General features: G+C 51.0%; 17 protein-coding genes. 3 read left to right on the top strand and 14 right to left on the bottom strand.

The features are described 5' to 3' along the window. Positions 1-4: 4 nt before the first annotated feature. The 7 genes from ACWJJS_RS04935 to ACWJJS_RS04905 all read right to left on the bottom strand — a co-directional run bounded on the left by ACWJJS_RS04935 (position 5) and on the right by ACWJJS_RS04905 (position 13,518). Complete coding sequence (locus tag ACWJJS_RS04935; protein WP_454023367.1) at positions 5-7,132, bottom strand: amino acid adenylation domain-containing protein; 7,128 nt, start codon at positions 7,130-7,132, stop codon at positions 5-7. 14 nt (positions 7,133-7,146) lie between these two features. Then, positions 7,147-8,073: an isochorismatase family protein gene (locus ACWJJS_RS04930; protein WP_454023366.1), complete on the bottom strand. Its 927-nt coding sequence runs from the start codon at positions 8,071-8,073 to the stop codon at positions 7,147-7,149. Positions 8,074-8,091: 18 nt separating this feature from the next. Next, complete coding sequence (locus ACWJJS_RS04925) at positions 8,092-9,717, bottom strand: (2,3-dihydroxybenzoyl)adenylate synthase (protein WP_454023365.1); 1,626 nt, start codon at positions 9,715-9,717, stop codon at positions 8,092-8,094. Positions 9,718-9,735: 18 nt separating this feature from the next. Further along, the gene (gene dhbC / locus ACWJJS_RS04920; RefSeq protein ID WP_094247535.1) at positions 9,736-10,932 is read right to left on the bottom strand and encodes an isochorismate synthase DhbC; all 1,197 of its coding nucleotides are present in this window, start codon (positions 10,930-10,932) and stop codon (positions 9,736-9,738) included. Between the two features lie 23 nt (positions 10,933-10,955). Continuing rightward, complete coding sequence (locus ACWJJS_RS04915) at positions 10,956-11,741, bottom strand: 2,3-dihydro-2,3-dihydroxybenzoate dehydrogenase (protein WP_454023364.1); 786 nt, start codon at positions 11,739-11,741, stop codon at positions 10,956-10,958. A gap of 135 nt (positions 11,742-11,876) precedes the next feature. Continuing rightward, on the bottom strand, positions 11,877-12,746 hold the full coding sequence (locus tag ACWJJS_RS04910; RefSeq protein WP_077722776.1) for an alpha/beta hydrolase: 870 nt from the start codon (positions 12,744-12,746) through the stop codon (positions 11,877-11,879). A 175-nt stretch (positions 12,747-12,921) separates the two neighbouring features. After that, a complete protein-coding gene (locus ACWJJS_RS04905) occupies positions 12,922-13,518 on the bottom strand; it encodes a sulfite oxidase-like oxidoreductase (protein ID WP_070082300.1) in 597 nt (198 codons plus the stop codon). 99 nt (positions 13,519-13,617) lie between these two features. Here ACWJJS_RS04905 and ACWJJS_RS04900 point away from each other — a divergent pair, with 99 nt between their 5' ends. Beyond that, positions 13,618-14,211: a biotin transporter BioY gene (locus tag ACWJJS_RS04900; RefSeq protein ID WP_454023363.1), complete on the top strand. Its 594-nt coding sequence runs from the start codon at positions 13,618-13,620 to the stop codon at positions 14,209-14,211. Between the two features lie 45 nt (positions 14,212-14,256). Here ACWJJS_RS04900 and ACWJJS_RS04895 read toward each other — a convergent pair whose 3' ends face one another. Both ACWJJS_RS04895 and ACWJJS_RS04890 read right to left on the bottom strand, forming a co-directional pair. Next, complete coding sequence (locus tag ACWJJS_RS04895) at positions 14,257-15,585, bottom strand: Na+/H+ antiporter NhaC family protein (RefSeq protein ID WP_003151993.1); 1,329 nt, start codon at positions 15,583-15,585, stop codon at positions 14,257-14,259. Between the two features lie 132 nt (positions 15,586-15,717). Then, positions 15,718-17,208, bottom strand: coding sequence for a leucyl aminopeptidase (locus ACWJJS_RS04890; RefSeq protein ID WP_278071284.1), 1,491 nt, complete (start codon positions 17,206-17,208; stop codon positions 15,718-15,720). Between the two features lie 147 nt (positions 17,209-17,355). On the opposite strand from ACWJJS_RS04890, the gene ACWJJS_RS04885 reads away from it, so the two are divergent. Then, positions 17,356-17,832 (top strand): divergent PAP2 family protein, encoded by a 477-nt coding sequence (locus tag ACWJJS_RS04885; protein ID WP_003151991.1) that lies wholly within the window; start codon positions 17,356-17,358, stop codon positions 17,830-17,832. Between the two features lie 28 nt (positions 17,833-17,860). On the opposite strand, the gene ACWJJS_RS04880 is transcribed toward ACWJJS_RS04885, so the two are convergent. From ACWJJS_RS04880 to ACWJJS_RS04865, 4 genes are all read right to left on the bottom strand, one after another. Further along, entirely contained in the window at positions 17,861-18,502 is a 642-nt protein-coding gene (locus ACWJJS_RS04880) for a 3D domain-containing protein (RefSeq protein WP_454023362.1), read from the bottom strand. A gap of 100 nt (positions 18,503-18,602) precedes the next feature. Beyond that, the gene (locus ACWJJS_RS04875) at positions 18,603-18,923 is read right to left on the bottom strand and encodes a YuiB family protein (protein WP_003151989.1); all 321 of its coding nucleotides are present in this window, start codon (positions 18,921-18,923) and stop codon (positions 18,603-18,605) included. 68 nt (positions 18,924-18,991) lie between these two features. Beyond that, entirely contained in the window at positions 18,992-19,117 is a 126-nt protein-coding gene (locus tag ACWJJS_RS04870) for a YuiA family protein (RefSeq protein ID WP_007408708.1), read from the bottom strand. 172 nt (positions 19,118-19,289) lie between these two features. Beyond that, positions 19,290-20,510 carry an NAD(P)/FAD-dependent oxidoreductase gene (locus ACWJJS_RS04865; RefSeq protein ID WP_070082302.1) on the bottom strand — a complete coding sequence of 407 codons (1,221 nt, stop codon included), beginning with the start codon at positions 20,508-20,510 and terminating at the stop codon, positions 19,290-19,292. 311 nt (positions 20,511-20,821) lie between these two features. On the opposite strand from ACWJJS_RS04865, the gene yumC reads away from it, so the two are divergent. Then, entirely contained in the window at positions 20,822-21,817 is a 996-nt protein-coding gene (gene yumC / locus ACWJJS_RS04860) for a ferredoxin--NADP reductase 2 (RefSeq protein ID WP_003151984.1), read from the top strand. A 40-nt stretch (positions 21,818-21,857) separates the two neighbouring features. Here yumC and ACWJJS_RS04855 read toward each other — a convergent pair whose 3' ends face one another. After that, positions 21,858-22,001, bottom strand: coding sequence for a hypothetical protein (locus ACWJJS_RS04855; RefSeq protein ID WP_003151982.1), 144 nt, complete (start codon positions 21,999-22,001; stop codon positions 21,858-21,860). Between the last annotated feature and the right edge of the window lie 31 nt (positions 22,002-22,032).

Genomic DNA, 22,032 nt, shown 5'->3' with positions numbered 1-22,032 from the left:
TTCTTTACCGGACTGTACGCCGTCCGTTTAATTTCTCTGCCAGAATCGCGCCGATGTCGGCAAGCGGGCCCGGCTGGCACATATCTTTATGGCGGCAGTCTAGGTCATACCGCTCGATTTTCCCCGTAATATACGGTTTCCAAGTATCCGGCTCAATCGGGTCAAACCACTCCGGAATAATCGTGGATCTGAAGAACAGCACATCTCCGTGGAACGGCTTCGGCTTGTATGTTCCTAACAGCCCGACAGAATTAACGTACGTGTCTTTCAGATTCATCATCACTGACTCGTCCAGGCTGGCTAATGCGCTCCCCTCACGGCGGAGAATGGTCAGCGCGGTGTCAAAATCAAGCGGCTGATCCCCGAGGCTGTCCGGGTCGTACCCTCCCAGGGCAAGCAGCGCAATGACGGCTTCCTCGTCATCAGGCGCATTTTTTATCGGCAGAAAATGATTCGGATACGCGTCAAGCATCACCAAAAGCGAAACCTCTTCGCCCCGGCTCTGTAATTGTGTCGCCATGGCCTGAATGACATTCCCTCCGAGAGACCAGCCGAGCAGACGGTACGGCCCTTTCGGCTGCACGGTGCGGATTTTTTCAATATAATCCGCCGCCATGTCATCTAAGCTTTGCGGAAGCGGTTCTTTTTTTCCGATGCCTCTCGCCTGTAAGCCGTATATCGGATAATCAGCCTCTAAAGAAGACATCAGCCCGGCATAACACCAGCTGAGACCGCCGGCCGGATGGACACAGAACAACGGTGTTTCTTCTCCTGCCGTTCTGAGCGGAAGAAGAACATCAAGCGCGCTTGTGCCCGTTCCTGACTCAAGTCTTTCAGCAAGGCTTGCCACCGTAGGAGCTTCAAATAATGTTCCGATACTGAGCTCGGCTCCCATCGCTTCCCGAATACGGCTCATTAAATGAACCGCAAGCAAAGAATGGCCGCCTAAATCAAAAAATCTGTCATCAATACCGACACGCGGCAGATGAAGCACCTCTGCGAACAGCTCACACAGCATTTCTTCCTGCGGCGTTCTCGGTCCCCGGCCGGTGACCTCCGTTTGGAAGTCAGGCGCAGGGAGCGCTTTTCGGTCAAGCTTTCCATTCGGTGTCAGCGGCAGTTCATTCATTTGGACAAAAGCTGACGGAATCATGTAATCCGGCAGGCTTTCTTCGGCAAACCGGCGCACGTCCCCAGTGTCCAAGGTGCTGCCGGCAGATCGGACAAGGTAGGCGGCCAGCCGTTTATCTCCCGGCCGGTCTTCACGGACGACTGCGGCGGCATCCTCGACATCCGGATGTTTGACGAGAACCGCTTCGATTTCTCCCAATTCAATCCGGAAGCCGCGGATTTTAATCTGGTGGTCCGCCCTGCCCATATAATCAAGAGAACCGTCCGTCCGCAGACGGGCTAAATCCCCCGTCCGGTACATTCTCGTTCCCGGCGGGCCGTACGGATCAGCCACAAAGCGTTCGGCGGTCAGACTTTGCCGCCCTAAGTAGCCTCGTGCTACGCCCCCTCCGGCAACATACATTTCGCCCGTGATGCCCGGAGGCACAGGCTCCAGCCGGTCATCAAGCACATATACGTTCAGATCAGGAATGCCGCAGCCGATGAGGCTGTTTGCTCTCAGTTCGGCAATGTTTTTGTCTAATTCAAGGTAACTGACGTGCACCGTCGTTTCCGTAATGCCGTACATGTTCACAAGCACCGGCTGATTGTCCGCGTGGCGGCTGTACCAATCCTCAAGCCGGCTCAGCTCAAGCGCCTCGCCGCCGAAGATGATATATCTGAGTGCGAGCTGACGCCCCAGCTCTTTGTGTTCTTTTTCCGCATGCATCAGCTGGTAAAACGCTGACGGCGTTTGGTTAAGTACGGTCACTCGCTCTTTCACGAGGAGATGCAGAAACGCTTCCGGCGATCTGCTGATGTCATGCGGCACGACGACGAGACGTCCGCCGTGAAGCAGCGGCCCCCATATTTCCCAGACAGAGAAATCGAAAGCGTAGGAGTGAAACATCGTCCACACATCATCAGAATTAAAGTGATACCAATGCCGCGTCGACTCAAACAGCCGGATAACATTGCTGTGCGGAATGATGACACCTTTCGGCACACCGGTTGATCCCGACGTGTAAATGACATAGGCCGGGTGAAGCGGTGACAGCGGACGAATCCGGTCGGCATTCTCAGGGTTCGTGACGGCATATTGCCGAAGTGTTTCCTTATTCTGCGGATCATCCAGGATGAAGGCCGGCATGCCGTTTTCGCCAGAGAGCTTACTTGCGCCTTCACGATTGGTGAGCATAAATACAGGCTTGGCATCATGTAACATAAAAGCGATGCGGTCCGCGGGATAATCAGGATCAAGCGGCAAATACGCTGCCCCCGTCTTCAGGACGGCTAACAGCCCGACAATCATATCTAAAGAACGCGGCAGCGCCAGTGCGACAAACTGCTCCGGGCCGACGCCGCGGGCAATCATCATGTGGGCGAGCTGATTGGCTCTTTCATTCAGCTCTTGATAAGTGAGTCCGCTCTCTTCAAATACTGCCGCCGTTTCATCCGATTTTGCGGCGGCCTGTATTTCAAACAGTTCAGGCAGTGTCTGCCGAGGCTGAATATGCTGTTTTGCCTGTTTAACCGGCAAAAGCTTCCGGCGCTCTTCATCAGAAAGAATGGTTAAGCTTCCGATCGGTTTATCCGGATGTGATGCGGCATCTTCGAGCAAAAGAAGCAGGCGTCCGGCAAGTGCTTCAGCCGTTTCTTTTCTGAATAAGTCCGTACTGAACTCCAGCAGGCCATCAATACCGGCAGGCGTGCCGTCGTCATGGCGCTGTTCAGCCAATTCCAGCGTCAAATCAAATTTGGACGATCCGACACTGCTGATTTGCAGGCTTGTTTCCATATCAGGAAGACTGAGTACAGGGTCAGGCGTATTTTGGAATGCGAGCATCACTTGGAACAGCGGATGTCTTGACCGGGAGCGAACCGGATTCAATTCTTCCACGAGACGTTCAAACGGCACGTCCTGATGTTCATATGCTGCGAGATTCATTTCCCTGACCCTTTCAAGAAGCTCACAAAAGCTCGGATCGCCAGAGGTATCGGTTCTCAGTACGAGTGTATTAATGAACATACCCACAAGGTCTCCTAATGCGTCATCACTGCGGCCGGCTATCGGACTGCCGATCGGAATATCGGTTCCCGCCCCGAGCCGGGTCAGCAGTGCGGAAAGCCCTGATTGAAGCACCATAAACAGGCTTACGCGCTGATTTCTGGCTAGTGAGAGAAGACGGGCATGAAGCTCTTGGCCGATGTTGACCGGAATGACGCCGCCCCTGTAGCTTGATTCAGCGGGACGCGGAAAATCAGACGGCAGCTCCAGCTGATCGGGTACATTTTCAAGCGTTTTCTTCCAGAAATCCAGCTGGCGCGCAATTAAGCTCTCAGAATCAGACGCGCTGCCTAAAAGCTGCTGCTGCCAAAGCGCATAATCAGCATATTGAACCGCCAGCGGCGCCCATTCTGCTTTTTCACCTGTTTGCCGGGCGATATAGGCTATGGATAAGTCACGCATGAGCGGATTCAAGGACCAGCCGTCGCCTGCGATGTGATGCAGGAGAACCATCAGCGTATATTCGCCGTCACCAAGATCAAACAGCTCAGCACGGACGGCCGGCTCTTTAGCAAGATCAAACCGGTATCGTGCCGCAGCGGCAAGCATGTCTTGGAGCTCGTTTTTGTCTGCTCGTGTCACTGTAAACACAGGGCGGGCTTCTTCAGCAGGTAAAATGAGCTGATGAGATGATCCCTTATTTTCCGGAAAAACGGTGCGCAGGCTTTCATGACGGCTGACAACATCGTAAAAGGCGTGTTTCAGCGCTGATTGGTCAAGCTTGCCTGACATGCGGACAATCACCGGAATGTTGTAAGTCGGGCTCGGCCCTTCAAGACAGTAGAGAAACCAAAGACGCAGCTGCGCAAATGACAGCGGGATATGTTCCGGCCGGTCAAACGGCTTGAGCTTAGGCCGCGCACTCTTTGCGGTGTCAAGCTGTGCGGCGAGCCCGGCAACGGTCGGCGTATCAAACAGACGGCCGATGCCAAGCTCTGCGCCCATCGTCTCCCGGACCCGGCTCATCAGGCGTCCGGCTAAGAGCGAATGTCCGCCCAATTCAAAGAACCCGTCATCAATTCCGACCCGCGCGAGACCGAGAACTTCGGCAAACAGATCGCATAATATTTCTTCCTGCGGCGTCCGCGGCCCTCTGTCAGACAGGACAGCGGAAAAATCAGGTGCAGGCAGAGCGCTGCGATCGAGCTTCTTATTCGGCGTCAGCGGCAATTCTTTCAGCTGTACAAACGCGCCCGGCACCATATAATCCGGCAGGCTTTCGCCCATATATTCACGGAGTCCGCCGATATCAAGGGGCTGATCCGCGACAGCATAAGCCGCCAGCCGCTTATCTCCCGGCTGGTCTTCACGGACAATGACGGCGGCCTGCGAAATACCCGGGTATTTCGACAGCACTGACTCAATTTCTCCTAATTCTATCCGGAACCCGCGGATTTTAATTTGGTGATCGGCTCTGCTGATATAATCAAGCGAGCCGTCCTCACGCCAGCGCACGAGATCTCCCGTCCGGTACATCCTCGCGCCCGCGGGTCCGTATGGATCGGCAATGAATCTTTCAGCTGTTAAATCAGGACGGTTATAATAACCTCTGGCAAGCCCCTCGCCCGCTATATAAAGCTCGCCCGCAATTCCCGGCGGGACTGGCTGCAATGCGGCGTCCAGCACGTATACCCGCGTGTTCCAAATCGGCTTTCCGATCGGAGGCGCCCCTGTATGGCCTTTTGCAAGCGGCTGTGCGGCCGACCAGATTGTTGTTTCAGTCGGCCCGTACAGATTTGTCACCGTACAGCCTGATTCAAGCAGAGCATGCAAAAGCGCGTTCGGAAGCGCCTCACCTCCGACAAGCACCTGCAGCGCCCGGAGGGAATCCGGTTCATTGGTGACTAATGAATGCCACAATGTCGGCGTTGCCTGCATGATTGAAATACCGTATGAGTGAATCATGTGCGCAAGCGCCCGCGGTTCCTGAATCGTCTCTTTACGTGCGATGACGCACCCCGCCCCGCTGATGAGCGGAAGGAAGAGCTCAAGTCCGGAAATATCAAACGCCGCAGTCGTAACGGCAAGCAGGCGGTCTTGTGCGCCGAGCGGGAACATTTCCCGCATGGATAAGAGGAAATTGCTTACGCTTTTTAATGTCACGACTACGCCTTTCGGTTTGCCCGTTGAACCCGATGTATATATGATATAAGCGGGGTGCAAAGGCGAACATTCCGCCTGAGCGGGACAGTCAGCATTTTGAGCGGCAACGGTTTTTACCGTATCCGTGTCATCGAGAATGATCCTTTTTGCATCACTGTCTTCCGGCATGCGGCCGGATAAGTCCATCGTTGTAATCAGGCATGCAGGCTGTGCATCTTTGAGCATGTATGTGATCCGCTCAGAAGGAAAATCAGGATCAAGCGGCAGGTATGCGGCTCCCGTTTTCAAAACGGCCAGCATGCTCACGGCCAACTCCTGTGACCGCGGAAGCAGCAAAGCGGCAAATTGTTCCGGTCCGAGCCCCTTTTCCTTTAGCATGCCGGCAAGCTGGTTCGCGCGCTTGTTCAATTCGGCATAGCTGAGCTCTTCGTTTTCGGTGATGATTGCCGGCCGGTCCGGTGTTTTTACGGCCTGTTCGTAAAACAGCTCCGGCAGACTTTTCTGCTTCCCGGCCTTGCGCGTGTCATTCCAGCTTTCCAGTACGCAGAGACGTTCACTTTCAGGCAGAATGTTGAGTGTGCCGATTTTTTGTGTCTGGTCTTTCACAGCGGATTCCAGCAGAAGCAGGAATCGTTTTTGATGGTTTTCAATATCTTCAGCGCTGTACACTTCCGGATTCGCATCAAAGTCCACACGCATTCCGCTTCCGTCCGCTCTGTCGTAAACGTTAATTGACAAATCATCAACGGGCCCGGCTGATAAGTTATGGACGGTGCCTGGCGCTCCGGCGAAATCAAGCGCGTAATCAAACGGCATCACATTGACTTGCGGGCCGAACAGCCTGCGATTTTCTCCGAGCAATTTAAGGTCGCGGCGCATGTCTTCATGGCGGTATTTATGATGGCGCCGAATGTTTCGGATTTCTTTTGCCACTTGGCTGACGGCCTCATGAAAATTCATATCCGGTCGGAGAGAAAGCCGCAAAGGCAGAAGATTCATGACCATACTCGGAATATTCAGTGAAATTGAGCCGATCCGCCCCATCATCGGTAAACCGAGCACGATATCCCCTGCGTTTGTCATCCGGTGGACATATACCGCCGCTGCGGCTGTGACGGCTTCATGCCAGTTCGGAATCGCTTTTACATGCTGCAAAGCCGTTTCAGAAAGATAAGCCGTGCTTCTCCGAAAGCTTGTTGACGTTCTCGGCGCTCTTTCTGCCAAACTGACGACATCAGGTTCATCCGCAAATTTCTCCATCCAAAACTCCCGATCTTTCAGGAATTGATCAGACGCGCGGTATTCTTGTTCCTCTTTTACCAGCTCCTTCAAAGAGCCGAAGGAGCGCCCGTTATCCGGACGTCCTTCCCGTATTGCGGTGTACATTTGCGCCGTACGCCGTGCCAGCAGTGAAAAACCGTAGCCGTCTATCGCAATGTGGTGAATGCGCTGATACCAGAAAAAGCGTTCCGGTCCCGCCTGAAATAAAATGTCGCGGAACAAAGGCCCGTCCGCCATATCGACGGGCTCAGCCAAATCTGTCTGCATGAGTCTGAGTGCGGCCTGCTTCGGATCAGCTTCTGAACTCACATCTATGACATCGATCGCAGCCTCAAATGGAGGATTGATGATCTGCTTCGGCCCGTCTGCTCCCTCTTCGAAGCGGGCGTGTAATGACGCAGCTTCCGTCAGCACGCGTTCGAGAGCGGTTTTAAATATGTTCACATCGATCGCGCCGTTTATCTCAACGTACTCGCCTGTATTGTAAATCGGATTATCAGGATCAAGCTGCTGCGCAAACCAGATACCGGCCTGTGCGCCTGTCAGAGGCAGCTGTTGTGTATCATGCATTCTATTCTCTCCCTTTATAAATAATCTGCGTTCGGCAAGACTTTTTGAGATCGGGAAGAAAGAAGTCTCCACCACTCTTCCAGCGTCGGGTTCTCCGCCAGTTCCACAAACGTCACTTCAGCTCCGTCACGGCGCCATTGTTCGACAAGGCTCATGATTCTGACGGAGTCAAGGCCTCTGTCCAGCAGGTCTTCATGATCCTGAATATCAGACGGTGATTCTTGAAGAATCGCCGCAATTTGTTCCCGCACCCGGTCTTTTGTCAATACGGCGGAAGTCTTCCCTTCTCCTTCAGAAACCGGCGCGCCGCCCAGCAGCTCCAGCACTTCGTTTGTCAAAGCCGTGTAAGCGCAGCGCTGAGACGCATATTCGATGGCCATCTTATGTTTTTCTGAAGAAAAATCAGCAACGGCGTCTCCGATAAAGAAGCTTTGGATATCATCCATAAATGCTTCACAGGCTGTGACGAGACAGCCGATGTGTGCATAAATTCCCGTAATCATGAGCTGGTCTCTGCCGCTTTCACGCATGATGTCAAGGAGATTCGTCCGTTTAAACGCACTGTATCTCCACTTTGTGAGGACTATGTCCTGATCATCCGGGGCAAGCTCCGGAATGACCTTTTCTTCATAAGGCCCGCTTTTCAGCCCCGGTCCCCAAAAATCCGTCAGCAGCGCGCGGTCCGCCGGGTCTTGGCTGCCCGGCTGCGCGGTGTACACCACCGGAATGCCGAGCGCTTTGCATTGCTCTTTTATTTTCTTGATATTCTGAGCCGCCTCCGTGATCGGAGCCTCACCTTTCGCAAAAGCATCGACGAAATAATTCTGCATGTCATGGATCAGAAGCACCGCGCGTTTCGGATTCAGCGTCCACGATACTTTATTTTCAGGCATATCTGACGCTGTCGGCAGCGCATATGCGGGAATAGACGGTATAGCCAATGTAAACACTTCCTTTTTTTAAGATTGTTTGATTTCAGCCGGCTTTACTTTTTGGGCGATCGTTTCGCGAAGATCCTTTTTACTGACCTTGCCGACGCCGGTTTTCGGGAAAGAAGCGATAAATTCAATCCGGTCGGGGATTTTATATGCCGCCAATCCGCGCTCACGTAAAAATGCTTTCAGCTCTCCCGGTTTCGGCGCTTCTCCTTTCGGGATGACGAACACACAGGATCGCTCTCCAAGGAAATCATCCGGCATTGAAACCATGGCCGCATCATGAACGGCAGGGTGCGCAAGAAGGTGATTTTCCACCTCCTCAGCGGCTATTTTTTCACCGCCCCGGTTGATTTGATCTTTCGCACGTCCTTCGACGATGATATAGCCGTCCGCCGTCAGTTTGACGATATCGCCGGTCTGATAAAATCCGTCGGCTGTGAATGATCTTTCATTATGTTCAGGCGCTTTATAATATCCGCGAATCGTGTAAGGGCCGCGTGTAAACAAATGTCCCGCTTCCCCGGGGGCGACATCCCGCCCGTCATCGTCTAAAACCCTGACCTCATCAAAAGGTGACATCGGTCTGCCTTGCGTATTGACAATGATCTCTTCAGGATCATCCAGTCTCGTATAATTCACCAATCCTTCCGCCATTCCGAAAACCTGCTGAAGGGTGCATCCGAAAGCGCTCTTTACGCGGCGGGCCGCCTCAGCACTGAATTTGGCGCCTCCCACCTGCAGCACTTGAAGGCTTGATAAATCATCACTTCGCGAACCGGATGCGTCCATCCACACCATCGCAAGCGGCGGGACGAGCGCTGTAATCGTGACACGTTCTTTTTCAATTAACGGGAAACAGTCATCCGGACTCGGCGTCGGTGACAGAACAACCCGGCCTCCGGCATATAAAGTTCCCAGCACACCGGGCGAGCTGAGCGGATAATTATGCGCTGTCGGCAGAGCGGCCAAATAAACGCTGTGATGATCCAAGCCGCATATTTCCGCGCTGAGGCGCAAACTGTATATGTAATCGTCGTGTGTTCGCGGAATCAGCTTGGACAGCCCCGTACTGCCTCCTGAAAGCTGTAAAAAGGCGACTTCCGCCGGGCTTACCTCTTCCAGCTGAACAGGCTCTCTATGCAGGCTGCTCAGTTCCTGAAACTCTTCAGCTTCGCCGGCCACAATGACATACGCCAAATCCGGAAATTTGTCTTTCACCTGTCTGGCCAGCGCCCTGTAATCAAAACCTGAATGCGTATCAGGAATGATGTATGCTTTCGCCTCTGCAAACTCGCAGAAATACGTAATCTCACTGCTTCTATGAGAAGGCAGCGCGAAAACGGGCAGTGCTCCGAGACGGAACAGCGCGAAAATCACTTCAAAAAACTCAGCGATATTCGGCAGCTGCACGACAACGCGGTCTTCCTTTTGAATTCCGAGCTTATGCAGCCCCGCCGCTAAACGATCGGCCCTTTCATCTAATTCTTTGTAGGTCCAATGTACATCTTTACACGTCACGGCAGTTTGATTTCCGTATAAAGCCGCACGCTCTTTCAGCATTCCTCCGAACGTCTCACCCTTCCAGCAGCCGTCTTTTCGGTATTTGTCAGCCCATTCTTCCGGCCATGGCGTAAATCCAGTCAGCACGATCCGTTCCCTCCTTTTTTACAACTCATCTTGGTAAAGCCCCATCGCCCGGAGCATAGTGCGGAATTTCGCCGATGTCTCGTCCAATTCATCCTGCGGTTTTGATCCGGCGACAATCCCGGCACCCGCAAAGAGCCGGAGAGACCTTGTTTCCGCTTCGGCGCAGCGGAGTGCGATAATCCATTCTCCGTCGCCTTCAGCATCACACCAGCCCGCCATTCCCGTATAGAAATTGCGGTCAAACGGTTCAATATCCTGAATCGCTTCTCTCGCCGCATCCGTCGGCGTTCCGCATACCGCGGGCGTCGGATGCAGGGCGATGGCCAGCTCAAGTGATGTCGTTGACGGATCACGCAGCTCTCCCTTTACCTCGGTGGACAGGTGCCACATCGCCTCAGTTTTAATGAGTGACGGTTTTTCCGGCACATCAAGCACACGGCAGAACGGTTTTAGGGCGGCGGCCACGGCGGCCACGACTACGGCATGTTCATGCAGATCTTTTGCTGATTGCAGCAGTTCTTCCGCTCTTCTCTGATCCTCGGCGGGATCTGTGCTGCGAGGTCTGGAACCTGCCAGCGGATTGGACAGAATCGATGTTCCGTTTTTGGACAGCAGCAGTTCAGGACTTGCGCCGAAAAGCGTTTTTCTTGTTTCTGACGTTCCCGTCACATCGGCAGCGAATGTATAGCCGCGCGGGTTGTGCTGCGCCAAATGCTTGACGGCCTGAGGAATGTCGATATCCTTTTCAGCGGTCAGATGAAGTGTCCTTGACAGCACGATTTTGCTGAGCGGGCCGTCCGTAATGTTGAATACGCCTTGTTCCACACCGCTCATAAAGCCCTCAGGCTCCGGAACAGGGCGGATGTCATATGTATTGGATTGCGGCTTTTCTGCGGAAGATTCCGCAAACGAAAGCGGGCCTGCCGTATGGACATTCTTCGGTACAAAAAGCCGGGAAGCTTTTCTGCCGTCAAAAGGAATGGCGCCGGCCGCAATCGGATGTTTGATGCCGGCTTGCTTTGCCTCAAGAAGCGTCTGTCTCACACGTTCAGGCAGTGAGTCCAGCTGATTCTCCGCGTCTGCATCCGGCACTTTTGCAAACACACCTTCTGCAAGGAGCGTACTTTTCGGGGAAGCTAAAAAGAACGCCCCGGGCTTGTAAGCGTCCAGCACCTCTTTTGCAGACACTTCCGTCAATACATGTTGATTTGTCATGATTATCCCTCCTTCTCGTTACATCAAACGCCTAAAGTAGCGCCGCCATCCACGCATAAATCATGCATCGTGATATGGCTTGCCTGTTCAGAGGCCAGAAACAAAACGGCATTTGCAATATCAGAAGGCTTTGCCAGCTTTTGAAGCGGAATTCCCGTTTTATATGTATCAAGCGAACCTCTGATAACGTCCTGTGCTCCGTTTTCATCCCGCCACAGCGCACGCTGCATGTCGGTTTCCGTTGAACCGGGAGATACGATGTTGCAGCGGATATGATAGGCCGCAAGCTCCAGTCCGAGGCATTTCGTAAACATGGCGGCAGCCGCTTTTGACGCCGCATAAGCCGCCATGGAAGCACGCGGAACGCCGGCTGCATTCGAACCGACCGTAACGATGGCGCCTTTTTGACGCTCCATCATGTACCGGCTGACAGCCCGCGATACATGAAATACGCCGGTCGTATTAACAGAAAATGTTTGATCCCAATCTTCATCACTGAGGGATTGCACCGGACCCGGCCGCAGCACGCCCGCAACGTTCGCCAATATTTCAATAGGCCCCATGTCACGTTCAACGGCAGCGATGATATCATTGACAGCCGCACTGTCAGATACATCTGCGGCAAACCTCTGCGCCTGCACGCCTTTTTGCCGAAGTCTGTCAGTTAGCCCGGGAAGCAGGTCTTCATTTGTATCTATAGCTGCCACATTTACGCCTTGTTCAGCAAGGGCAAGCGCTGTTGCTTCTCCGATGCCTTGAGCGGCGCCGGTGACAACGGCCGTTTTCCCTTTCATTCCCAATGCGTCCATATTATCATTCCCTTTCTATATTGATAATGATTATCATTATCAATTATGATTCAAGACAATCATATCCAAATCAAAACACGCAGTCAATTAGAAAATTAGAATCAGCCGCATTTAGTTCGAAGGGCCTGTTTTTTCTCATGCGGGAGAATACGGGGTATGCGGCCCTCCCGGATTCAGGCAGAAACGCAAGGCTCTGCTGATTAAAACGGGCAGGACAGAAATATGGCCCTCTCCTTCAAACTCGCTGTATTCAGCGCGGACTCCATCACCTTCAAATCCGGATAATAAAGAGTACAGCGCCTCTGCGTGCTCCGGGATTCTGCTTTTATGTGTTTTTTCAATTTCTCCCGCAGCCAGCAATACGCTGACTTGAAGATTTTCCGCAGAGAGCCGGTCTGACAAACGTTCCGCGTTTTCCTGAATAAAACGCTTGTTCCAATGAATTGACGGACTTCCCGCAACATAGGTCTGGAACATGTCCGGCCTCGTCAAAAGCACTTGCAGCACAAAAAGACCGCCCAGCGAATGGCCGAAAATCGTCTGCCTGCCTCTGTCGATCGGATAATCCCGCTCCATCGCGGGCTTTACTTCTTCTTCTATAAACTCCAGAAACGCTTCCGCCCCTCCCTGTTCGGGCCATGCCGCGCCGTGCGGATGCACCGGCAGTTCTGATTCAGAAAGCGGCATCGTAAAATCACTGTGCCGTTCGGCGGAAAACGGCTGATCTGTCGGGTAGCCGATTCCGACAATCACCGCCGGCACAACGCCTGTTTTTTCAGGCCGTCGGCTTTGTACCCGCAAAGCTTCGGCCATTGTGCCGAACACGGAATTCGCATCGAGCAGGTATATGACAGGGAAGCCGGATGCAGGCGGTTCTTCCTGAGGTAAAGAGACAAAGATACGATACGTACGGCCTCCTTTTGAGCGCATTTCTCTTACTTCTGTGCCCGGAACCGCGTATCGGCCGGCCGGCGCGAAACCCCGCTTTATTTGTTTTCCGTCCATTATGTGTTCATCCCCTTTGTGGCAATTGCTTTATCTACCCTTATTGATAATGATTTTCAATATCAAAAGACACCTCAAATAATAGGTTTTTTGCCAAACAAAGTCAATGGATTTTTGATATAAAAAAAGCACCTTATTTCAATAAGGTACCTAAGAACTATGTAGGGATAGGGGCTTAATCCCATGTAAAGCGCTCATTCTTCCATGGATCTCCCCTCATATGGTAGCCGTTTTTCTCCCAAAAGCCGGGGTGGTTTTCCTTTGTGAACTGAATGCCGCGCAGCCATTTTGCGCTTTTCCAGAAATAAAGATGGGGGAAAACGCCTCTGAGCGGATAGCCGTGCTCTGGCGTTAACGGCTCGCCGTTATGCGCATATGCCAGCAAGGATGTTTCCCGCGTAAAATCAGAAAGCGGCAGGTTGGCCGTCCAGCCCTCTTCAGCGTGCAGAATGACGAATCCCGCTTCTTTGTGCACACCCGCTTTCTCAGCGATGTCTTTGGCGCGTATTCCCTGCCAGATATTATCAAGACGGGACCAGCCCGTGACGCAATGAATATCATTTTTCACTTCGGCTTCCGGAAAGGCTTTGATATCTTCAAAGCTTAACAGCATAGGACGGTCAACAAGCCCGTACACTTGCAGATTCCATTTTGACATATCTTCATAATAAGGAACATTTCCGGCGTGAAGCACGGGAAACTTCGTTGTGACATTTTGATTTGGCGGAATCCGTTCCGACTGTTTTGTTTGTCTCGTTTTCCCGAAAAACATATGGCTCCCTCCATTTAGTAAACCTGTATTAAATCTTTGTTGACAATCAATCACCCTTCGATTACGCTAATCTGGTACAAGTGTAAGGGGGAAAAACAAATGAAACAACGCAACCTTCGTGCGGGCGATATGGCGCTTATCGGCATGTTTGCCGCCCTGATGGCCGTCGGCGCCAACATTACATCAATGGCTCCTTTTTTGCAAGTTGCGGGAATCCCGTTATCGCTGCAGCCTTTTTTTTGTCTGTTAGCCGCGATGCTTCTCGGCGCCAGACGGGCAGCCATTGCAATGACGGTATACGCATTGGCCGGACTCGCGGGGGCGCCTGTTTTCGCTCAATTCTCAGCAGGCTTTGCGCCGTTTATCGGAAAGAGCGGCGGATTTATTCTCGCTTACATCCCGGCGGCATTTGCAGCCGGATGGCTGCTGGAAAAAACAAAAAATCCCGGCCGCCTGCATTATGCATGGGCCTCTTTGATCGGTACCGCCGTCATTTATATCATTGGCACGACCTATACGTATATTGCGCTGAAATTATGGCTTCATGCTCCGATCAGCTACGGAATGGCCTGGTTTTACATGATATGGTTTTTCATAAAAGATATCATTTTAGCACTGTTATTGGCATCTATCGCGCCTGCCGTATACAGGTCTATTCATAAAGCGACGGGGTTCAGCAGAAATCCGGCGTAAGATGTTCTCAGCATACAAAAAGGCTCCCCTTTCCGGGAGCCTTTTTTACAGAACAAGCGCGGCAATCCACCCGAATATCACAAGCGGAATGTTATAGAAAATAAATGTCGGTACGCACGTATCCCAAATGTGGTGGTGCTGTCCGTCAGCGCTGAGGCCTGACGTCGGCCCGAGCGTACTGTCACTTGCAGGAGAACCCGCATCACCGACCGCGGCGGCCGCTCCGATTACGGCGATCGTCGCCATCGGGCTGAATCCGAGCTGAGCGCACAGCGGGACAAATATGGTCGTAATGACGGGAACGGTTGCAAATGATGATCCGATTCCCATCGTGATTAATAAACCGACCACCAGCATCAGGAGCGCGCCTAATGATTGACTGTGACCGATAAAGCCTGTTGATGCTTTGACCAAGGAAGCCACATCGCCCGTTTTGTTCAATACATTTGAAAAACCGGCCGCAACAAGCATGACAAACCCGATAAAAGCCATCAGAATCATGCCGTCCGTGATCAGCTTATCCGCTTCATTGCGCTTCATGACTCCGCTGATAAACAGCGTAAACAAACCGGCAAGCGCGCCCATGATCATACCTTCCACTCCGAGCACTTGTGACAGATAGAGCTGAACGGCAAGCGACACGGCAATGGAGATCAGGGCGATGGCAATGCTTTTTTTCGTATAAGGAGAAGACGACAGTCCGGCAATCTCCTTCGTCTCATATTTCTTCGGTTTCCGGAAGACGATGACGGATAAAATTAATCCGACTACCATCCCGGCCGTCGGGATGATTAAAGCATACGGGATATCACTGAGCGGCACCTTTAAACCGGCTGACGCCATATTATCTCTCAGCATCCCTTGGAAAATCTGTCCGAATCCGACAGGCAGAACGATATACGGCGCAGTCAGTCCGAATGTCATCACACACGCGATCAGTCTGCGGTCTATTTCAAGTTCGTTAAATATTTTTAAAAGCGGCGGAATCAATACAGGAATAAACGCAATGTGAACGGGCACCACGTTTTGCGAGAAACAGGATATGATTAAAATAACCAGTACGATTAACACTTTTGACAGTGCTTTTTTCCGCGAATCTTCCTTTTTTCCGATTAGTTTGACAGACGCTTCCACCATTGCATCGGGAAGCCCCGTCTTTGTCAGCGCCGCGGCAAATGCTCCGAGCAGCGCGTAGCTGACCGCGACGGTGGCATTTCCGCCGAGACCGTCCGTAAAAGCCTTCACCGTCTCTCCGAGGCCTAAGCCGCCGGTCAGCCCGCCGGCAAGCGCGCCGATCATTAAAGCTATAATAATATTGACACGCAGCAAGCTTAAGACGAGCATAAGCAATACTGCGACAACAACAGCATTCATTGATGAGTCCCTCCAAAAATCCTTTAGTTTGCTAATGTAGTAGATAATTAAAGTTAACATACATTCTGCGCTTTAGTCAACTAAAGATTTTGGAAATCAAAAAACCCGCTGCATCAAGGCAGCGGGATGCTGTTATCTTTCGGGCGTAAACCGCTCAGTCAAAACAGCCAACGTCCTTGCCATGACGCCTGTTGCGCCGGCAGGGCCGAAGCATGTCGCTTTATTCGCCGTCGCGGTTCCCGCAATATCGAGATGAACCCACGGCGTGTTTTCCGCGAATTCACCAAGGAATGTCCCCGCCATAATCGCGTGGCCTTCTCTTCCCGGGGAATTGTTCAAATCAGCCATCTGACTGTTTCTCACCCGTTTTTTATCCTTTTCTGTAATCGGAAGCTGCCAGATCGGCTCGCCGGATTCTTTCGCCGATTCCGCCACTTGTTCATAAAACGCGGCGTGATTGGTCATGGCGCCCGTCATTTCGTTCCCTAAGGCGACAATGACACCGCCCGTTAACGTTGCGACGTCTACAAGGACAGAGGCTCCGTGCTGCTTGGCGTATGTGATGCCGTCGGCAAGCACGAGACGCCCTTCCGCATCGGTGTTCAGGATCTCAATGGTTTTTCCGCTGAGCGAGACGATGACGTCATCAGGCTTCATAGCATCGGACGAAATCATGTTGTCCGTAGACGGTATGACGGCGAGCACGTTTTGTTCAGGCCGGAGTTCGCCGATAATTTCCATTGCGCCCAATACCGAGGCGGCCCCTCCCATATCGCTTTTCATGCCGACGATGCCGGTTTTCGGCTTAATTGAATATCCGCCCGTATCAAAGGTAATTCCTTTACCGACCAGGCCGATGACGTCTTCCCACTGATCTTTGCCCTGATACTTCAGAACGATCATTTTCGGCGGTTCGGATGAGCCTTTGTTAACAGCAAGCAGCCCGCCCATGCCGAGCTCTTCCATTTCATCTTTTTCTAAAATTTCACACTCGAAATCGTATTTTGCCGCAAGCTCAGCGGCATATGACGCCAAATCAGTGGCCGTCAGCATATTACCCGGCATATTCACAAGCGTGCGGGCTGAATTCGTCCCTTGGCCGTATGCCGCGCCGACGTTCAGGCCGGCCTGCACTTCCCTCAGGTCTTCTTCGGTCACGGCGCAGACTGATTTCAGTTCCTGATCCGGCTCATTCGATTTATGTTTATAATCCTGCACCTCATAAACCGCAAGCAGACAGCTTTCCGAAAGCGCATGAGCGGCATCGGCGGCAGGCACTTCCCCGGAGACGAATGTATCGAGCAACACGGATACTTCCTGTTTTTTATCTTGATGAATCTGCTGAAATACTCGTGCAAAACATTCTTTCGTATCTTCAAACGAATAATCCGCTTCTCTTCCCAGGCCGATAAAATAAATACGTTTCATACCGGTCGCAGCCGGAGGGTATACTTTTGATACACGATTGCGTTTGGCGGACACATCACCATCCTTTAACAGCTGGGTCAGATGACCGTCCAATTTAACATCCAATTCCTTCGTAAATCCGTTCAGCGTGCTTTTTTGAAAAAGACCGATGACCAGTGTTTCGGGATGCCGCAGTTGATCAGATGCATAAAACATGAGTACACACTCCTTATGTGGGTATTTGTTATGTAAAGTGGTATAATGAAAAAACATTTTTCATTGATTTTATTTTACCAAACTAAGGGCGTTTTCTGCAGTTTTTCGATACGATCGGAATCAGCAGATACAGAAAGGATGTCGCATATGGATGTACTTATGAATTTTCCTTTACTGGCGAGTTTTGCCGCCATTATTTTTGCCCAAGTTGTAAAAGTGCCTATTCAATTTATCGTATCCAAAAAACTTGACTGGTCTCTTGTGACGAGCACCGGCGGCATGCCGAGCTCCCATTCCGCCGCCGTCACCGCGCTGTCAACCGGAATCGCTTTGGAACAGGGACTGGACTCGCCCCTGTTTGCAGTCGCCGCGATTTTCGCCGTCATTACGATGTTCGATGCTACAGGTGTCAGGCGGCATGCGGGTGAACAGGCGACAGTCATTAATAAACTGGTCATCGACTTTAATCGGTTTGTCAGCGAAGCGAAGGACTTTCAGAAAGCGGAAGAGAAAGAAAAACAGAAGAAATTGAAAGAGCTGCTCGGCCATCAGCCGATTGAAGTGTTCTTCGGCGGCGTCACCGGTATTGTGCTGACATTGATTTTAGATTATTTCTTTATGTAAAAACGCTTCAGCGGATGCTGAAGCGTTTTTATTCTTTTACCGTTTTGTATTGATTTCTGAACACTTGCAGCGACTTTGTTTCGTTCAGCTTTACAAGTTCGTCCTCAGTCACTGTGCCGTTCCCTTTTTTAATAATGTAGACTTCAAGTGTTTTTTTGCCCCAATTGTTATAGACGTCCTTGACAGTGTCAAAGTAGAGGTCAAGGCGGCTGCCTTTAATTTTTGAGCCGGTATCGGCGACAACCCCGTAACCGTAATTCGGTATAAACAGAATCGTCCCGATCGGGAAAACAGACGGATCGGCCGCAACAGTTGAATATAAATCGCGTTTGACCTTCACGCCTGAATATGTAATTCCGTACTGCGGATGACCCGGAGATTTTCCGGTAGATTCCGCTCCGGCGGTATAACCGGTGGCCGTCACCTTTTGTGACGGATAGCGTTCCCAGTCAAAAGCTTCTTCCAGCGGCTTTACCCTGCCTGATGCCTTCTTTTCCGGCTGATTCTGTAAGGATTGAAACGGAGTGCCGATGTTTTTCAAAACGGCGCCGCGATGTTCCGTCATCCAAATTGTCAGATCCTTTGCTTCAACACCGGTTATGGAAAAGTATGTCGCATGGCATGCGCCCAAAAAGAGCACGATCATGAATACGCGTCTGATTATCGTCAATCTGAAATCACTCTCCTCCGAGTCATTGTTCCCAACTCGGTGAGGTGCTATACAAAAAGCGCCGCGACACAAAAAAAGCTTTCTTGAATAAGAAAGCGGCTTAAAACATTTGATATCCTCTTTTTCTGAGCGCCTTTATGGCAATGCCTGACATGATGGCTCCCGCCAGTCCGCCCGCCAAAATCACGACATCCGCAACCGCTAATGACATGATGCGCTGAAACAGGCTTTGAAAGGATTCCCCCGGCGCCTGCACGTAACTGATCATCTTTTTATTGCTGATAATGAAAAGGCATACAATCGGATAGACAACAGCCATAATCCACGACATTCTAAGCAGCATGTTCAACAGAAAGCCTATGCCGAAAAACAGTACAAAAAATAGTACGATTGAGATCAGGACAACCGGCAAACTAATCACAAACATCCACCCCCTACAGCACTTTCAGTGTACCTCGAGGGCGGTAAAAAAGTCAACGTCTGGAAAAATCAGCGTCTCTCTTTGCCGCTTCCCTGGCAGGAGGGACATGTTTCGGAGCCGCCAAGAAGCAATTGAAAATACCCTTTACCTGAGCAGAACGGACACGCAGCCGTGCTTTTTGCTGTCGTTTTCATGCGGATCACCTTTTTCTTAATTTTCTGATAATATATCATATTTACTTGTCAAGCAACAAGTCAGAATATGTAACATAACAACTCATGTAAGCGGAAACATTCATTTTTTTCTTTTACATGCTTTTTATAGCGCTTTTTTTTAAAAGAAGAGAAAACCCGCGGCTGCGGGTTTTCAGAAGAATTTAAACTTCCCTTTTTTCAGCGTCAGGCCCAGCCCGCCGATCATAAAGAGCGAGCGGTTATCAATGACCTTTTTCATAAAGGACGCCGGCATGCCTTTGAGCTTCCTGCCGTATACGACTCCGACAGCGTTATGCTCACCGAGGGAGGCGACCGTTCCTTTAATGTCAGGCTTGAACTCTTCAAGCTGGCCTCCTTTAATCAAACCGCCCAGATTTTTAGCGACCGTTTCTCCTTGCTGCATCGCGATCTGAGCAGTCGGCGGGTACGGCCGTTCCGTCTCTTCATTGATAAAGAGCGAGCTGTCGCCGAGAATAAAAACGTCATCATGTCCCGGCGCCCGAAGATCAGGGTTGACTTTGACACGGCCGCGCATATTTTCAAAACCCGCTTCCTCCACGATCGGATGTCCGCGCACACCCGCGGCCCAGACAACTGTCTGCGATTTGATTTCTTCCGGCTCTTCATCTTTCTTGCCGACTGTGACACCGTCTGCGCGGCATTCTTGAACCGCGGTGCCGATTTTAAATTCAACGCCTTTGCTCTCAAGGTATTGAACGGCGTAATCGACAAGCTCCGGATCAAATCCCGGCAAAACCGTCGGGGCGGCCTCGACACAGACGATCCGGACGAGACTTTCATCTATATCATAATATCTGCATAACTCCGGCTTGCGGTTCGCAAGTTCACCGAGAAATTCAATTCCCGTAAAGCCCGCTCCGCCGACAACGATGGTTAAGCGGTCAGGGCGTTTTTCGGCCTCCGTATTGTATGTCGCAAATTGGAGCTCAATATGGTCTTTCAGCTGGCGCGACGTATTAATATTCGCGATCGGAAAAGCGAATTCTTTTAAGCCTTTAATCCCGAATGTTTCAGGGACGGCGCCAAGCCCGATGACGAGATAATCATAAGGGATGTCCCCTTGTGAAAGCGTCACCTTTTTATTTTGCACATCTATCCCTTTTACGGTATCCTGCACAAATTTGACCCGTGATTCATTGATTACATCTTTTATTTGATATCTGCAGCGGTCATGATGCAGCGTTCCTGCGCTCGCTTCATGCATCCATGTCGTTTCATAATGATAATTGTGTTTATTGACCAAAGTAATGTCGGCGTCATTTGCCCCGATATGCTTCGGAAGCCTTGTTACTGTCATTAATCCACCATAACCTGCACCTAAAACCACGATTTTGGGTTTATTCAATGCCATCACATCCACCTTCTTTTTTTTGCTGTTAGACGCATAATCAAATCAACATTTGTATTAGCTTCAGCTTATTGGCGGGATTTTATGAAATGAAATATAAAATTTTTTAGAAAACCGCACATGTCTGCATATCACCATACTATCCGGAAGAATCGGAAAACATTCAGGAAAAAACAGATTGGAATTTGTCCCCATCTTAGCGGCGGCCGCAATTTTTTTCAAGAATGAAGCGGCCGGGCGGTTTTCGGCACTCGTCATCCTTTCAAATTCTATGTTATAATTAATAACAATTTTCAATTAGGAGGCAATTTGGTATGCAAGAGGATTCAAAGGTTTATGATATTACGGTCATCGGCGGCGGCCCGGTCGGCCTGTTTACCGCTTTTTACGGGGGAATGAGACAGGCGAGCGTCAAAATCATCGAGAGCCTGCCTCAGCTTGGCGGCCAGCTCAGCGCGCTGTACCCTGAAAAATATATTTATGATGTAGCCGGATTCCCGAAAATCCGCGCCCAGGAACTTGTGAATAACTTAAAAGAGCAAATGGCAAAGTTCGATCAGACCATCTGCTTAGAGCAGGCCGTCGAATCTGTTGAAAAACAGGCGGACGGTGTGTTTAAGCTTGTCACGAATTCAGAAACGCATTATTCAAAAACGGTCATTATCACCGCGGGAAACGGCGCATTTAAGCCGAGAAAGCTTGAGCTGGAATCAGCGGAACAATATGAAGGCAAAAACCTGCACTACTTCATTGACGACCTCAATCAATTCGCAGGCAGACGCGTTGCCGTTCTGGGCGGCGGCGATTCCGCTGTTGACTGGGCGCTCATGCTTGAGCCGATTGCTAAAGAAGTCAGCATCATCCACCGCCGTGATAAATTCCGCGCGCATGAGCACAGTGTCGAAAACCTGCATAATTCTAAAGTCAACGTGCTGACACCGTTTGTTCCCGCTGAACTTGTCGGTGAAGACCGGATCGAACAACTCGTTCTCGAAGAAGTGAAAGGCGACCGTAAAGAAATCATTGAAATTGATGACCTGATCGTAAACTACGGCTTTGTTTCTTCTCTCGGCCCGATTAAAAACTGGGGCCTTGACATCGAGAAAAATTCCATCGTCGTCAAAAGCACGATGGAAACGAATATTGAAGGCTTCTTTGCCGCCGGAGATATCTGCACATATGAAGGCAAAGTCAAGCTGATCGCCAGCGGTTTCGGCGAAGCTCCGACAGCCGTGAACAACGCGAAGGCTTACATGGACCCGAAAGCGCGCGTCCAGCCACTGCATTCTACAAGCATGTTTGAAAAATAATATAAAAAAGAGTCTGTGTCATACCGGCACAGACTCTTTTTTATTTAAACATCCAAATATAATTCATGACGGTTCCGACAACGAGCGCAATGACAAGCGCCGACACGACCCAAATCGTGCCTAAAATAATCCGGTCCTGAATTTTCTGGGCTTTCGGGCTGTGCCCGGGCTGTTTTTGTTCCATACCGGCCCCTCCCTTCTTCTGCAAATCTATC

Source organism: Bacillus sp. JK106 (assembly GCF_053663355.1).
The sequence above is the reverse complement of the archived record's forward strand: the minus strand, read 5'-3'. Positions and strand labels throughout refer to the sequence as shown.